The 15051-nt window shown below is 64.5% G+C and carries 17 protein-coding genes and 1 pseudogene; 6 read left to right on the top strand and 12 right to left on the bottom strand.

Features of this window, described 5'->3' with window-relative positions:
- The first annotated feature begins 144 nt into the window (after nt 1-144).
- Entirely contained in the window at nt 145-1131 is a 987-nt protein-coding gene (locus C481_RS04465) for a bile acid:sodium symporter family protein (RefSeq protein WP_049904436.1), read from the top strand.
- Nucleotides 1132-1319: 188 nt separating this feature from the next.
- Nucleotides 1320-1459 (top strand): annotated as a pseudogene (locus C481_RS21080) (NUDIX domain-containing protein); the annotation flags it as partial.
- Between the two features lie 45 nt (nt 1460-1504).
- Here C481_RS21080 and C481_RS04460 read toward each other — a convergent pair.
- The 3 genes from C481_RS04460 to C481_RS04450 all read right to left on the bottom strand — a co-directional run bounded on the left by C481_RS04460 (nt 1505) and on the right by C481_RS04450 (nt 3730).
- Nucleotides 1505-2983: a DUF402 domain-containing protein gene (locus C481_RS04460; RefSeq protein WP_006107838.1), complete on the bottom strand. Its 1479-nt coding sequence runs from the start codon at nt 2981-2983 to the stop codon at nt 1505-1507.
- Nucleotides 2984-3071: 88 nt separating this feature from the next.
- Nucleotides 3072-3455 carry a DUF7532 family protein gene (locus C481_RS04455; protein ID WP_006107837.1) on the bottom strand — a complete coding sequence of 128 codons (384 nt, stop codon included), beginning with the start codon at nt 3453-3455 and terminating at the stop codon, nt 3072-3074.
- A gap of 101 nt (nt 3456-3556) precedes the next feature.
- A complete protein-coding gene (locus tag C481_RS04450; protein WP_241434652.1) occupies nt 3557-3730 on the bottom strand; it encodes a hypothetical protein in 174 nt (57 codons plus the stop codon).
- 120 nt (nt 3731-3850) lie between these two features.
- Here C481_RS04450 and C481_RS04445 point away from each other — a divergent pair, with 120 nt between their 5' ends.
- On the top strand, nt 3851-4876 hold the full coding sequence (locus C481_RS04445) for a PrsW family intramembrane metalloprotease (RefSeq protein WP_006107833.1): 1026 nt from the start codon (nt 3851-3853) through the stop codon (nt 4874-4876).
- A gap of 58 nt (nt 4877-4934) precedes the next feature.
- Nucleotides 4935-5486 (top strand): HD domain-containing protein, encoded by a 552-nt coding sequence (locus tag C481_RS04440; RefSeq protein WP_006107832.1) that lies wholly within the window; start codon nt 4935-4937, stop codon nt 5484-5486.
- A 61-nt stretch (nt 5487-5547) separates the two neighbouring features.
- On the opposite strand, the gene C481_RS04435 is transcribed toward C481_RS04440, so the two are convergent.
- Complete coding sequence (locus C481_RS04435; protein WP_006107831.1) at nt 5548-6213, bottom strand: riboflavin synthase; 666 nt, start codon at nt 6211-6213, stop codon at nt 5548-5550.
- A 112-nt stretch (nt 6214-6325) separates the two neighbouring features.
- On the opposite strand from C481_RS04435, the gene C481_RS04430 reads away from it, so the two are divergent.
- Nucleotides 6326-6610 carry a DUF7533 family protein gene (locus C481_RS04430; protein WP_006107830.1) on the top strand — a complete coding sequence of 95 codons (285 nt, stop codon included), beginning with the start codon at nt 6326-6328 and terminating at the stop codon, nt 6608-6610.
- A gap of 45 nt (nt 6611-6655) precedes the next feature.
- Here the strand turns inward: C481_RS04430 and C481_RS04425 are convergent, their stop codons facing one another.
- From C481_RS04425 to C481_RS22620, 4 genes are all read right to left on the bottom strand, one after another.
- Nucleotides 6656-8020, bottom strand: coding sequence for a M24 family metallopeptidase (locus tag C481_RS04425; RefSeq protein ID WP_006107829.1), 1365 nt, complete (start codon nt 8018-8020; stop codon nt 6656-6658).
- A 9-nt stretch (nt 8021-8029) separates the two neighbouring features.
- Complete coding sequence (locus tag C481_RS04420) at nt 8030-9907, bottom strand: UvrD-helicase domain-containing protein (protein ID WP_006107827.1); 1878 nt, start codon at nt 9905-9907, stop codon at nt 8030-8032.
- Nucleotides 9908-10126: 219 nt separating this feature from the next.
- Nucleotides 10127-10285, bottom strand: a complete 159-nt coding sequence (locus C481_RS23290) for a DUF7563 family protein (protein WP_449406448.1) — start codon at nt 10283-10285, stop codon at nt 10127-10129.
- Between the two features lie 95 nt (nt 10286-10380).
- Nucleotides 10381-10563 (bottom strand): HVO_0416 family zinc finger protein, encoded by a 183-nt coding sequence (locus tag C481_RS22620; RefSeq protein ID WP_083860891.1) that lies wholly within the window; start codon nt 10561-10563, stop codon nt 10381-10383.
- Nucleotides 10564-10767: 204 nt separating this feature from the next.
- Here C481_RS22620 and ubaA point away from each other — a divergent pair, with 204 nt between their 5' ends.
- On the top strand, nt 10768-11604 hold the full coding sequence (gene ubaA, locus C481_RS04415) for an SAMP-activating enzyme E1 (RefSeq protein WP_006107826.1): 837 nt from the start codon (nt 10768-10770) through the stop codon (nt 11602-11604).
- Nucleotides 11605-11652: 48 nt separating this feature from the next.
- Here the strand turns inward: ubaA and C481_RS04410 are convergent, their stop codons facing one another.
- The 4 genes from C481_RS04410 to C481_RS04395 all read right to left on the bottom strand — a co-directional run bounded on the left by C481_RS04410 (nt 11653) and on the right by C481_RS04395 (nt 15033).
- Nucleotides 11653-12621, bottom strand: a complete 969-nt coding sequence (locus C481_RS04410; protein ID WP_006107825.1) for a hypothetical protein — start codon at nt 12619-12621, stop codon at nt 11653-11655.
- A 99-nt stretch (nt 12622-12720) separates the two neighbouring features.
- Nucleotides 12721-13557: an SDR family oxidoreductase gene (locus C481_RS04405; RefSeq protein WP_006107823.1), complete on the bottom strand. Its 837-nt coding sequence runs from the start codon at nt 13555-13557 to the stop codon at nt 12721-12723.
- Between the two features lie 132 nt (nt 13558-13689).
- Nucleotides 13690-14154, bottom strand: coding sequence for a Tfx family DNA-binding protein (locus C481_RS04400; protein WP_006107822.1), 465 nt, complete (start codon nt 14152-14154; stop codon nt 13690-13692).
- Between the two features lie 342 nt (nt 14155-14496).
- Nucleotides 14497-15033, bottom strand: coding sequence for a TRAM domain-containing protein (locus C481_RS04395; RefSeq protein ID WP_006107821.1), 537 nt, complete (start codon nt 15031-15033; stop codon nt 14497-14499).
- Nucleotides 15034-15051 lie beyond the last annotated feature (18 nt).

Here is a 15051-nt window from a genome sequence, read left to right as displayed (position 1 = left end):
TGTATGACGGGCGACAGTGACCGCGGTTGCGTCTTGATTCGACCGGACGTCCTTCTTGTACTCGGATGCTGGCTCGCTATCGATTCGTTTATCGTCACGCGCACATCCATGAGTGGTTGTGACTATCGAGGTGGAGCCGATCCGATGAATGTGCTACGACTGGGAGAGCGAATCGGTGCGTTCACGAGCACGTACTTCGTCGTCTGGATCCTGCTCGGGTCGGCCGTCGCCCTGTACTCGCCGGCGACGGTCACCCCGCTCGGTGACCACATCGCCCTGTTCCTCGGCGTCATCATGCTCGGGATGGGACTCACGCTGACGCCGGCGGACTTCCGGCGAATCCTCGATCGACCACGGGACGTTCTTATCGGTGCAATGACCCAGTGGATCTGCATGCCGGTGTTCGCGTATCTGCTCGTTACTCTCCTCGATCTCCCGCGGGAACTCGGCATCGGACTGCTCCTGCTCGGGGCCGCACCGGGTGGGACGGCCTCGAACGTGATGACCTACCTCGGTCGGGGCGACGTCGCCCTCTCGGTGACGATCACGTCGGTGACGACGCTTGCCGCTCCGCTCGTCATGCCGGCGTGGATCGTGCTGCTCGCGGGCGAGGAAATCACAGTCACCTTCAGCGCGATGGCCGAAGAGATCCTGCTGATCGTCCTAATTCCGGTCGTCGCCGGGCTGGTTCTCCGAGTGCTTCTCGATCGGTATGCCCCGGCGGTAGCGAAGGCGGGGCTCTCTATCTTCCCGGCGATCAGCGTGCTGACGATCGTCCTCATCGTCGCGGCAATCGTCGGTCTCAACGTCGACGAGATCTACAGCGCGAGCGCCGTCGTCTTCCTCGCTGTCATCGTCCACAACGCGCTCGGCCTCGGAGCCGGCTACGGCGTCGGCTCTCTAACCGGGATGAGCGAGGACCGAGCGCGGACCTGCGCGTTCGAAGTCGGTCTCCAGAACAGCGGCCTGGCAGTCGCGCTGGCCGTGGCGTTTTTCGATCCCGTTACCGCCCTCATTCCGGCGCTGTTCAGCGTCTGGCACAACGTCACCGGTCCGGCGCTGGCGACGGCATTCGCTCGTACTGATGGAACGCCGGTTCCGACAGCTGACGGAGCATCGGCGGCGGATTGATACTGTGGTAATACGTTCCCCAAAATAATCACACACAACCAATTATAGAACCAATACCTGTCATCTATGAAACATTATGTGCGAATTCCCTCAGATTTTCTTAACCTCCTTGGAGGTATGCTTTTCACGCTGGTCGTTGCGAGACGTGGTAGCATGGCGGACTCCACGTATGGAAGGCATGCGCCTACATTACTCGCGAATCCGGCGATTTACTGGTGTTCGAGGGGCCGGAACACGACGACCTTCAGATTCCAAAGGGGCACTCGAACCGGGTGAAACGCCACGAGAAGCGCTGTTCCGGGAGGTTATCGAGGAGAGCGGCCTCGGATTGACGCGCTTCGCCCGTTGCTACGGGCCATCTGCCAGCCACACACTACGTCGAAAGCGCTCGTTTGACTGCCGTCGCGACGGTCGTTGCTTTCTCTGCGAGTGCAGCCGAGACGAGGCCGTCGTCGACGGCGGCCTCGAGTTCAGCTTCGTCGACGACGTCGACGGTTCCGTCGGGGGTGCGGATCACGTCGACGTAGAGGTCGACGTAGCGGACCGTTTCGGGGAAGAGTTCGACCGGCGTGCAGACGTTGACGTAGGTGCCTTTCGCCGAGCCGTCGGCCGCCGTGTAGGTCGTCGGATACCACCAGCGGCCCTCGCGGAACTTCGTAACGGCGGTGTCGCCCGCTTCCTTCGGCGTGTCGAGGGCGTCGTAGGTGCCGCCGCCACTCATCGTGCGCTCGAGCGTGAGTTTTCCCTCGGGGTCCCAGTCGGTCACGTCGCCGTACCCGAGCGAGATGCGTCTCCCGTCGGGTTTGCCGTGGCCGATTTCGAGCCGGTCGCCAGAGACGGGACCGAACTGGCGAGCGACGGCGTCGAAGGGGAACGCGCCGTCCGCGTCCGCGTCCGCGTCTGCGCCCAGGGTATCCGTGACCGAGCCACAGATCGCTTCCGCGAAGTCCACGGCTGAACTCGCCGCCCTGTCGGTGGCCTTGGTCCGGTGGTGGCCCGGCATCGTCGTTTCGACGGCGCGGCGGGCGTCGTCCAGGGCGAATCGCGATTCACGGCCGAACCAGAGCCACGCGGTCGTTCGAGGGGCAGCGAGCAGTTTCGGTTCGCCGGGCTCGGCGGGCGCGTCGACGAGTTCAGTTTCGAGGTCACGGGCGCGCTCGACGAGGCGTTCGAGGCCGGCTTCCATCGCTTCGAGATCCGCGTCGGCGGCGGCGTGGTGCCAGCGGAGTCCCCAGTCGTCCGGAACGTCCGCGGAGAGCAGGTCGGTCATGCCGACGAGTTCGTCGGCGCGCTCGCCACGAAGTGCGGCTGAAACGCCGGTTCGGTCCCGCGAGAGGGTTCCGAGGCCGCTGCGAACGGCGAGGGTCGGGGTGACCCGCGGCTCGTCGTCGGCCCACGGCGGAGCGGGTTCCGTGACCTGCACCCGGTAGCGGTTTCCGGTGTCCGCGTAGCCGTCGACGTCGTCGTAATTCAGATAGCCGCGGCGACCGTCGCCGAGGTCGACGACGGCACCGCTGCCGCCAGCGGCGTCGATCACTTCGGCGTCGAAGACGGCTCCGCGGGGAACGGTCGCAGTCCACCGGAAGGTATCGATCCCGACTGTGAGCGTGTCAGCAACGGGTTCGACGGCATCGCCGTCGCCCGACACCGAAATACCCTGTCTGTCTCGAGTCGTCTCGATCGCCACGTCCGCCGGCGCGGCGTCGAACGACTGTGCGAAGCGCTCGCGGATCGGCTCGGATGCCTGGACGACCCTGCACTCGTTCTCGGCGTCGTTCCCACCCGCGTCCTCGAGCAGATGCGTTACTGCCGTGGTGTAGATGCCGCGAACGCGAACCGTCGTCCCGGTCATCGAAAGCGAGCCCCCGCCGTCGCGTCGGTCGCAATACGGGCAACCGCAGTCGTGGTAGCGGTGGAAATCGGAGCTGCGACCACGACGATCACCGCAGCGTCTCGCGGTCCGCCGCGAACCGAACGCGGCCGTTGATCGTCGGCCCGAGCGTCAACTCGACGTACTCGCTCTCCGCGTCGAGTACCCGCCCGTCTTCGACGTAGACGCCCCACGTACCGAACCGGAGCCAGCCGCGCATCTCGGCTGCGTGCGTCGTGATGTCGATGAACTCGACCGTATGTTCGGGGTAGTCAGAGGCCGAGTGAGCCATGTCTATGTCGGAGTAGACGGTGTCGTGCTCGTCGAAAAACGCTTCCAGTGTCCTCGCGTCCTCCTCGACGGACTCGACGACGGCGTCGGACGCCGCCCGGAGGTCGTCGGTGTCGAGACCGACTGCCCGCAGTGCCTGCTGCGTTCGCTGGTCGAAGTGCATACCGGCCCGTTCGGACGGAAGGCCTTTGTGAATTCCGAGTCCGTCTCGCGCGACGGACTACTGGACGCTTGACTCAGTCGGCGGACAGTAGCTGCCGATCGTCAGTCGTCGGCAGGAGCCGACTCCGGCGTGTCGGTGGTGTCCGACCGAGACCGCACGGCGGTGGCAGGATCTGCCCGCTCGCGACCGGCGGTGGCTGTCGTGTCGTCATCATCGCGTTCACCGTCCGGATCCGGTGGGGCAGTGTAGTGGATACCGCGACGTGCATTGTACATGGTATCGGTCATGGCCGGTGAATCAGCATAAACATCGCCCTTATACGAACATGAGACTCAATATCATACTAGGATTCCTGACGGCGAACGCTTACCGGACCGGCCGTTGTATCCCCGCTCATGCAACGGAGGCGTGACCCAGTCGAACGAGCAGCCGACGAGTCGGAGGATCTGTACGATATCTCGACGTGGGAGCCACGGTCAGTCACCGACCGGCTCGCCTACTCGGTCTACAACGGGCTTAACTACGGCCTCCGCGCGATCGTCCTCATCGTCGCCACTGCGATCACGCTGTTCGTCCTCGTCCAACCGGCAATTCTCGTCACCGAAGACCCGTCGATAGCCGTCTTCTTCGGCCTCTCGATCATCCCCGCAGCCGTCCTCGCGGCGTTCATCTGGTACTCGGATATCACGACCAACGAACCGCTCGGCGTCCTCGTCGCCACGTTCGTCCTCGCCGTCCTCTTTACCGCGTTCGCCGCCCTCGTGAACTCGACCGTCGGGCTTTGGTTCCGGACGATTCCGGGGATCGGAACGATCCTCTTTTTCTACCTGATCGTCGGTCCGGTCGAAGAAACCGTCAAACTCCTCGCCGTCCGCGTCTTCGCCTACCGCCGCGAAACCTTCGACGCCGTCATCGTCGGCGCGGTCTACGGCGCGGTCGCCGGCCTCGGCTTCGCGGCGATCGAAAACGCGACCTACATCGCCAGCACGGTCGCCGAAATTCAGGCCCAATCCCAGACCGGACTCGGCCCGACCGCCGCGGCGACCGGCATCACGGCCCTCCGCGCACTCGTCGGTCCCGGCCACGTCATCTACTCCGCCATCGCCGGCTACTACCTCGGTCTCGCGAAATTCAATCCCAAATACGCCGGGCCACTCGTCGTCAAGGGCCTCCTTATCGCAGCGTTCATCCACGCCACCTACAACGTCACCGTCGGCATCGTTCCCGACCTCCTCGCCGCCGTCCTCCCCATCGGCTTCGGCCTAGCGTTCCTCGGCTACGTCATCGCGTACAACCTCGGTGCCGGCTACTTCCTCTATCGGAAACTCTCCCGCTACCGCCGGCACTATCGGGAGATCAGGGACGACAGGGCACCTTCGCCGCGGTCCGAACTGACCGAGTTCGAGCCCCCCCAGCGGTAATCCCGCCGCCGCTCGACACAACAATCGTTCTTTTACACCGTGGCCCGATGACTCGCGCATGAGCGAAGAGATGGTCCGGACGGCGTTCCCCGAACTCGATGCTATCGACGACGACGACCTGCGGGTCCGGGTCGTCGATGCCTGGACGACAGCTATCGCGGAAAACGAGATCGACGACCTCACCGCAATTCCCTGGCTTCCGCCGACACAGCGTGAACTGGGGCTGAACAACGAGTTCCTGGTCGATCACGTGCGAGACGTGACCGCCTGCGCCGTCGCGCTCGCGGAGACCCTCTCGGAGCGACGAGCGCTCGCCCTCTCGCTGGATACGGTCATCGCAGGCGCACTCGTCCACGACGTGAGCAAACTCGCCGAGTTCAACGGTATGGACGAGACGGCCGTCTACGGCCTCCTCGGACACCCCTACTACGGCGTCCACGTCGTCGCTCGGGCGGACTTGCCGATCGAACTCGCACACATCGTCCTCTCGCACACGAGTCGAACCGCGGTCGAACCGGCGACGATCGAAGCCGAACTCGTCAGGCGGGCCGACGAGGTCGCTGCGGCCGCCATCCGCTCTCGAGCGACTGACGACCTCCGAACCGTCTGAGAGAACAGAGCGGTCCCGACGCGACCGCTCTCACCACCGCATCACCCACGCGCCAGCAACGTCACTCGAATCGCGACTCGAGCAACCGCTCGACGTACTTCGAAAGCACGTCGACCTCCAGGTGCACCGGGTCGCCGACCGCCTTCTCCGACAGCGTCGTGAACTCGTAGGTCGTCGGAATGATCGCGACCGTCACCCGGGCACGCCCGTCCCCGTCGGTTTCCAGGTCGGCAACGGTCAGACTGATTCCGTCGAGCGTGATCGACCCCTTCTCGACGACGTACCGGCCGTACCCGTCGGGGAGTTCGAACTCGAAGAACCAGTCACCTCCCGATTCGTCATCGATCTGTTCGTCCGAAGTACGTGGTGCTTCGCCTTCCGCTACGGATTCGATTTCCGAAATCGTCGCCACCGTATCGACGTGACCCTGCACGACGTGCCCGTCGAATCGCCCGTCCGCCGGCATCGCTCGCTCCAAATTAACCGCGTCACCCTCCTCGAGTTCACCGAGATAGGATCGGTCGACGGTCTCGGTCGCGAGAAAGACCTCGAACCACGCGCCCGCCTCGTAGTGTTCGACCGTGAGACAGACGCCGCTGACGCTGATACTCTGTCCGTGTTCGAGGCCGGTGGCGACCTCGTCGGCGGCGATCCGAAGCCGGAGCCCGTCGCCAGTTCGCTCCCGTCCGACGATCGTCCCGGTCTCTTCGACGATTCCCGTGAACATACTCGAAGGTGCCAGTCGATCCCTAAATCCGTTCCGATACCGTCATCCATCCCAGTTCTGTGATGGAGCACAGTCGTCGACCTTTTGATGACACCCACCGTAGCCCGGCGCAATGGCCGGCATCCTCGATACGATCAAGCTCGCGGGCGTCCTCGTCCTGGCGATTCCCGCCGCACTCGCCGGACTCGAGTTCGCCCTCGTCCGCGGCGACCCGACGACGGGCGTAATCTTGCTCGGGTTGGCCGCCGGACTCGTCGTCGTCGAACGATGGATAACGATGCCGTCGGATATTCCCGAACTCATTGCCAGCCGCGTCGTCGGATCGGTTGTCACGGATCCAGAGTCGGCAGACGATGAGAACGAGACGGAGACGACTGATACCGCGAACGGGCGCTAGTTGGACGTTCGTTCTTGATTCCGAATCGATCGACCCGCCGAGTTCTTACGAGTTCGGTTCTCGAACGGCGTTCGGATCGAGTGATCGCGACGGTGCGGAGAGCCAGTCGGTGGGAGTGGATTCGCTGTGTTCGCCGGCATCGCCATCCCTCTCGGATACCTCACCGACCGCGAGTAGATCCGCGATCCGAAGCCAGGCTTCGTCTGCGACGCGAACCGCCGATTCGAGTCGGACGACGTGGCCGGGTTCGATATCGTCGCCGACGGCTCGCGGGAACTCGGTCGGTTCGAGCCCGACACCCGAGACGCTGGTCGTGACCGCGTCGGCCTCCTCGAAGCCGAACGCGCGGACCTCGGCCTCGAGATCGGCTTCGACGGCGCCGACCGTTTCGGTGGCCGCGGTCAGCATGGCCCGTGCCGAGCGAAACGACTGCGTGACGCCGACGTGTGCCCTGCGCTCGCGGCCCCCGTCGCTGTCGACGACGAACGTGCGNCCTCGCGCCATCAGAGATGTGTATAAGAGACAGACGCCGACGTGTGCCCTGCGCTCGCGGCCCCCGTCGCTGTCGACGACGAACGTGCGGACGAGCCCCCCGTGGTGCCCGGACGGGCTGCGGGGTGCGGCCTCGATGACGATGAGGTCGTCGGGGGTAAACGCGGTTTCACCGTCCGTGGCGGTTGTGGACGCGTGGCCCCGTTCGAGAGTAACGACCGTATTGCCGGCGGGGAACGCGCCCGCTGCGACGATGGCCTCGTCGACCGCCGTTCGAAGCCGCTCGGCGGTCAGTGGGCTGTCGTCGTCGACGAGTTCGCCGCCGCGTACCGTCGCCGCCGCGAGCAGGGTTGCTGCTCGTCGGATGCCGGCGCTTGCGGCCGCCTGCGCGGCCGCAATTTCCTGACGTTCGGATGGTGTCTTCTTCGCACGGGCGCGCTCGAGAACCGTCGTCGAGGCGAGCGCGAGTCCGGCGTTCTCGAGGTAGAGCGCGGCATCGTGTGGAATCGAGGGTGGCGTCAGCACCGTCGCAGAGCCGAGGCGCTCTGCCAGCGTCGTGGCGAGTTCGGAAGCGGGATGGGGCGACGAGTCGTCGGTCGGAGCCCGAGTGCGGACGAGCCACCGGCCGGTCGATTCGACGGCGGACCGGCTCTCCGCCGGCCGAACGAAGGCGACTGCGACGAGCGTCGATGGCGCCGGGGCGGACGGAGACTGGAGTCTCGGTCTCGATTGCGGTTTCGAGTTCGAAACGAACTCGGGTCCGGCGTCAACGCCGACTCCGCTGTGTGCCACGCAGTAGCGACTCGCCGGTTCGCGAAGCGGTCCGACGTGGACGAACGCCGCGGCCTCGCGTCGCTCGACGGCGTCGCTGAGGAGTGCACCGCCCCCGTCGTTCGGGTCGAATTCGTCCACGGTCACAGTGTGGACTTACGGCGCTTCGGCTTCGAGTTCGTCCTCGCTCGTAGCGTCTGCATCGGTCGGTTGCTGGGCCGTTTCGATCAACTCCTCGAGCGGCGTCTCGGTGAGCCGGTTGTGGAGCAACACGTCGATCGGCAGCGTCGGAGCGCCATCGACCAGGTTTTCGAGTATGACGAGTCGTTCGCGGGCGCGGGACATGCCGACGTAGAAGACGCGACGTTCGTTGTCCGTCAGGACAGGGACGGGCGAGGTCGTCTTGGTGAACTCCTCGCAGCCGGGAACGTCCGTGGGGTCGTCGACGGTTGCGACCATCTGTTCGACGACCTTCTCGGTGAGATCGGTGCCGACGATGACGTGGTCCGCCTCACGGCCCTTCGCGGAGTGGATCGTGCCGACGCGGACGCGGTCGGTGTCCATGCCGGTGTACTCCCCGATACCGAAGTACGATCGGATGCTCTTCTTCTGGAAGTTCGTCACCTTGCGCACCATGTCGCCGGCCGAGGACGGGCCGGGCATGAACGGCGCGTGGTCCTCGATGACTTTGGCGGGGATCATGAGTTCCTGCAAATCGTCGATCCCTGCCTCTTCCTGGCGCTCGTCGATCGTATCGAACAGCTCGTCGCGCTCGTTGGTCCCGAAGGCCGACTCCTGGAGCATGTCCGCCAGGCGACGCGCCTGCAGGCCCGTTACGTCGTCGCCCGCGTCGATCGCCTCGACGGCGCGAACGTACTGGGTGAGTCGATCGGTCCACATCCGCTGATCCGTCAGCGAGGTAAACGGCACCCCTTCGGTGATGAACTCGTCGATGAACTGGAACATCTGGTAGCGCGCCCGAAAGAGAATCATGATCGTCCCGGCGTCCGCGGCGAGGGTGCGCCGGACCATTCGGACCACGTCGAGCATCGATGCGTTCCGTCGCGCTTCGACTGCGCCGCCTTCCTTGCGCGGCTTGAGGTCTTTGTCTTGCCGGTGATCGATGTGGCGAATCTCCTGGTTGACCGCGTTGAGCACGTTCGACGGCAGCCGGTAGGAGTTCGGCAAAATCACGTCGTCGTCGACCGATTCTTCGAGCAGGAGCGCGGGGTCTGCGCCCTGCCAGGAGTAGACGACCTGGTCGTCGTCGCCGGCGATCAGGACCTGCTCCATGTGGGATTTCCACTCGTCGTACACGTCGTACTGGAGCGTGGTGATGTCCTGGAACTCGTCGATCACGAGGTAATCGACGCTCGGGAGCAACGATCGCTGTCGGACCCGCTCCAGCATGTCTGCAAAGCCGATCTTGCCCTGATCGCCCTTGTACGAGCGCCAGGCGCGAATCGCTTCCGGAACGTCGATTCGATCGTCGTCGCTCGGCCAGGTCGGCGTGTACTTGTTGCCTTCCTGTGCGTTCGGGTCGATCTCCGGCGGCAGTCGGACCTCCTCGTCGTCCCACTGGAACGGCACGTCGTACCAGTCGGAGACGTCCCGTCGCGTTCGCTGGAGCCACTGGCTCGTCGCGATAACCTTGTTTCCGATCGTCGTCGATCGGGCGGTTCGGCGACCGGCACCGCTGTACTCGTCCTCGAACTCGAGACCGTAGTCCTCGCAGAACTCCTCTTTGTCCGACTCGCCGATAACGTCGCTCCGAGAGAGATCGAGAAGATCGTAGGCCTTGGCGTGCATCGTACAGACGTTGCCCTGGAGCGCACGCGGACTCTCGCCGAGTCGGTCGGCCAATCGTTCGCGAACCTCCTGTGCTGCCGCTCGCGTATAGGAAACGACGAGGATGTCCCGGAACGTCACACCGTCCTGCTCTAGAATCTCTTCGACGTGGTCGAGAAGCGCCGTCGTCTTCCCGCTTCCCGGACCACCGAACAACCGGGTCACCTTCGTCTCCGTGGTAGCCATTATCCCTGTTCAGGGGCGCGACACCCATAAGTGACGTGGGTTTTCCCCGAGCGCTAGATGGCCTGTACACGCTTCTCACGGCCGGACTCCGGACTACAAGCGCCAGCACTCAGACGGCCTGCTGACGGGTAGTTCCGGCGCACCCGCGATCCCGTCCCGCGATTACGCGAAGAAAGTGGTACGACAGACCGCCTCACCGCCGATACCGACAGCCACGACTCACGCATTCCGCGATGAACGAGCGGTTCGAACGTCTGCTCCGTCGCGAATCTTGTCCTCACACTCCGGACAGACGCGGGGCTCATCGACGTTACGGGGCGTAAAAACGCGGGCGTACGCATCCGTTACGAACGACCCACAGTTCTGGCATTCCGGCATAGGTCTTCTTCGGTGACCTATTGGTGAACTATCCATTATAATTGTATCGTCACCGGCTGGCGGAAATTACCGGTGTCGGCCGGCGTCAGCCAGCCCTATACCGATGGCTCCCACCCACAGACTGTACACGAACTCGCAGTCAGGTCGTGCAACCCGCTACACTCGGGACACTGTTTCTTATTATATTCGCGTTCCCAGCCGACTTCATCGACAGCGTGCCCGCGGTCAGTAAGGAACTGGTCAAAAACGTCACCGGCATCATCGGGTGCGGATGCCATAGGTGTGTGAAAGACAAGCACGGACTTAAATTGTGGGGTCGCTGAAGACGCTGCCGATATCTTGGGATTACAACCCACACATACGCACACCTACTCGAACCAACTCCGGAGACGCACCGACGGACACCACTACGAGACAGCGACACCGCGCACTCACTCCGTCCGACCCGCGAACTTTTCCTGCTCTCGGCCGAACACTCGACCATGAGCGACCTGCGTCTGGGTGCCACCCAACTCGATCGCTACTCGCGACACGTGATCATGGACGAAATCGGTCCGGAGGGCCAACAGCGCCTGCTCGAAGGCAGTATCGTCGTCGTCGGTGCAGGCGGTCTCGGTGCCCCAGCGATTCAGTACCTCGCAGCCGCAGGCGTCGGCCGCCTCGGCATCGTCGACGACGACGTCGTCGAACGGTCGAACCTCCAGCGACAGATCGTCCACCGCGACGACGATGTCGGCCGCCCGAAAGTCGACAGCGCCGCCGACTACGTCACCGCGCTCAACCCCGATATCGACGTCGAAACCCACGAAACGCGTCTGACCGCGGCAAACGTGACTGAACTCGTCGCCGACTACGATCTCGTCCTCGACGCGAGCGACAACTTCGCGACGCGCTATCTGCTTAACGACCACTGTGTACTTACCGAAACGCCGCTCTGTCACGGTGCGATCTACCGATTCGAAGGACAAGTGACGACGTTCACGAACGAACGCAGCGGCGACGACGACCCACCGTGTTACCGGTGTATCTTCCCCGAGGCACCCGAACCCGGAACGGTTCCCGACTGTGCGACCACCGGCGTCCTCGGGGTGCTCCCCGGCACCGTCGGCTGCATCCAGGCGACCGAAGCCGTCAAGTATCTACTCGGGAAGGGCGACCTCCTCGAAGGCCGCCTCCTCCTCTACGATGCGATGGACATGACGTTCGAGACCGTCGACGTGCTGTCGAATCCATCCTGTCCCGTCTGCGGCGACAATCCCGAGATCGAATCCGTCGAAGATGTTTCCTACGATGGAACCTGTACGATCTCGGCCGACTAAGCACTCGCTCGCCGGACGCTCGCAGACCCCATTGTGAGTTCCCGTCCGTCACTCGCCCGGTGCGGCCACAACGTCGCGCACTTCTTCGAGACCGACGAGGACGATACAGGAGACGAACGCAGTCGTCCCGAGTTTGCCGCCCGCACCGGCGACCGCCGGCGTCACCGCGAGATAGACGAGCCCACACAGTCCGCCGGCAACCCCAACGTGACCCACCGTCGCCAGTCGCTCCGTACTCGACATGCCGACGAAAGAGGCACAGAACGCGACGGTTGCGAGCGTCGTCCCGAGTTCAGCGAGCGCGAGCGGGAACGCGATTCCGGCGACGGTTCCCACGAGCGCGGAGCCGACGACGGCACCCAGTTCGAGGCGGAGACTCAGGACGACGGTCGCGACGGCGGCGACGGCCGCGACCGGAACGACGATCGGAACGAGATCCCACGCGGGCGCGCTCGTCGCGCCGTATTCGAGACCCAGACACGCGACCGTTATGATGCAGCCGAAGAGGGCGATCGTGCCGAGTTTGCCGCCGAAGCCCCCGAAGGACTCCGCCGTCGCCACGAACGCGAGGCCGGCAAGCAGGCCGGCGACCGCGACGAACTCGGGGCCGGGAAACACCGCCGGCGAGGCCATGCCGACGAACGACCCGCAGTAGAGCGGGACCGCGACCCGCGGGAGGGCGAGGCCGGCAGCCAGTCCGACCACCGCGGACGCAAGCACCGGCCCGAGTTCAGCGCCGACGCTCGCACCGTAGGTGACGAGAGCGCCGACGGTGACCGCGATCACGTCGCTGCCGTCCGTTCGGTCGAAGCCGGCGGCATCGAGAGCGAACTCGTCGACGACGCGGTCGCGTTCCGCGGCGGCCGCGACGGTTCCGGTGAGGGTGAGCGCGATCCCCGTCTGTACGCCGAGGCTTCCCGCGGAGAGACTAGGAAGACCGGCGACGGCGCTGGCGAGCAACGCGGCGGGTGTCAGCAAAAGCGCGACGTAGCCTGCGAACTGAATCGGCCGATACACAGACGCGAATTCGGGTGCGGGCACGGACTCTGACACACGCCCCACTCCCCGGAGGGCGACCGAGTACGTTACGATCTGTGACGCTCGACCGAACACCGACTAGCTGCGTAACAACCCCCCGTCGACCGGCACTGCTGCCCCGGTAACGAAACTCGCGCGCGAACTCGCGAGGAATGCGACCACATCCCCGAGTTCAGTTGGCTCGCCGAGTCGCTCCATCGGTACGTCGCGGTCGAGTGCAGTGGTGTCTTCCTCGGTGTCGGTATCGGTATCGGTATCGGTATCAGTGCCGGCGTCGGCCTCGACCTCAACCCCGGCATCACCCCCACCGCTGACGGCACCACCGGGGACGCCCTCACCAGACGTTTCGAACCGTCCCGGCAGAACCGCGTTCGCGCGGATCTCCGGCGCGAACTCGCGGGCGAGCGTCTTCACGAGACCGATAACGGCCCGTCGGACCGAGTTCGACAGTACCAGTCCATCGCCAACCTCACGAACGGTGTGTGCGGTGAGACAGGTGATCGAACTGTTCGCCCCAGCGAGCAGGTGCGAATGAGCCGCCTCGACCGTCCAGACGACGCTCATCACGAGCAGGTCGTAGGCCCGGTACCAGTCCTGTTCGTCCGTTTCGAGAAACGTCGTCCGCGGCGGCCAGCCGGCGTCGGTGACGAGGTGGTCCAGCGAGCCGAACTCGTCGGCGGTCCGACTCACGAGTCGCGAGATCGCGTCGGGGTCCGTGAGGTCGGCGTCGAGTGCGAGGACGTCGCCGGCCCCTACGGCGTCGAGTTCATCGCGTGCATCCGCGAGGCGATCCGCGTCTGGGCCACAGATGGTAACGTTCGCGCCCTCCCTGGCCATCGACCGGGCGCTCGCGAAGCCGAGATCGCTGGCGGTGGCAGTAACCAGTGCCGTGTCATCGGCCAAATCGAGGTCCATAATCAAGCGACGACGCGGAGAACCAAATTGATCGGGGGCTGCCGGCGTCGAATCTCACGTTCCCGTTCTCGCCGTTTGTCCTCATCCTCGCCGTTCGGTCCCGCTCGCCGCGGTACTCGCTCGCCGCGGTACTCACTCGCCGTCCTGGTGGCGAACGCGAACCATCCCCTCCGAGGTCACACCGATGATCAGCGGCGTCGAAATCTGTCGTCCGGTGACTGCCGGCCCCGCCGCATCACTGACGACCTTCATCAGATCCGGTGCGGTGTGATCGACTTTGACGCCGGCGTCGTCGCAGGCGTCGTAGACTCGGTTCGGGACATCGTAGAGGTCGGTACCGGCCGGAACGCGAACGCGAACCGGCGCACGAAGTGCCTCCGCAAAAGCAACCGTCTCGCGGGCTTTTTCGACGTTTTCGCGGGCGCTCGCCTCGATCGAAGAGACGTTCGCCCGCGAGGTCCCGAGTGCGGCCGCAATATCGGCCTGGGAAGTCCCCCGCTCGCGCAACGCAAGCACCTGGGCTTGCCGATCGGTCAGCACGCTCGTCTCGGCTTCGAAGCCGATCTCCGCGAGCAACTCGTCGATCTCGTCGATCATGGATATCGTGACCGCCTCCGTGCACCGGCACCGCTACCGACGGGACGGCTCCTCTCGTCCTGAACTCGCGTGCTCATATGGCGTATTCGAACTAAACGGTGGCGGGATCAAAGCTCTCCCGGTCGCTTCCCCAGACTGACGCTCTCGGGAACGAACCGGTCCGCCAACGGGTCGCAGAATCGAGTTCACCGACCGCATGACTGTCCAATTGTGGGCTGCGCGCGGATGGCCGGTGACGATGATGGGGAATCGGTGGCTACAATCGGTGTCCGGTGTCCGGTATCCGGTGACCGACGGTCGACTGTCCACTCGAGACGTGTGATCCCGGACTCGACGGGCCGATCAGGAGCCCCAGAAGTTCTCGCGACTGCCGAGACGTTCACGGGTCTGGCCGCTGTCGGTGTCGGTCTCGGTCTCAGACTCAGACTCGGATTCAGTCTCAGTATCACCGTCGCCATTGTCGTCCGCTGTGTCGTCCGAATCCGTGTCTGCAGCCGTCTCGTCGGTGTCGGATTCGTCTCCATCCGACCCGTCGAGTTCGTCATCCATCGGCAGCAACTCACGTTCCTCTGCGCGGGCGTGATTGCTGTGTACCCGCGTGATCTCCACGCGAGCGCGCGCTTCCGGGAGCACGCCGTCGACCATGACGATGAATCCGTCCTCGGTTCGTCCGACGCCGGCACCGCTTTCGTGCATGTCGACGACGTCGATGACGACTTCCTCGCCGGCTTTGACCGGCTGGGTCTTTAGGTCCTCGATCGGCTGGCTGTAGTGGTTACACCACTCTTTACCGCCACGGTCGCCGTAGTGTTGACAGCCCATTCCCGAGATCCGTTCGGAGAAACTCGGACAGTCGTCGGCCAGTGGACAGTCTGCCATACGGTGTACTACCGGTGG

This window comes from Natrialba asiatica DSM 12278, assembly GCF_000337555.1.
In the GTDB taxonomy this organism is placed as follows: Archaea; Halobacteriota; Halobacteria; order Halobacteriales; family Natrialbaceae; genus Natrialba; species Natrialba asiatica.
The sequence above is the reverse complement of the archived record's forward strand: the minus strand, read 5'-3'. Positions and strand labels throughout refer to the sequence as shown.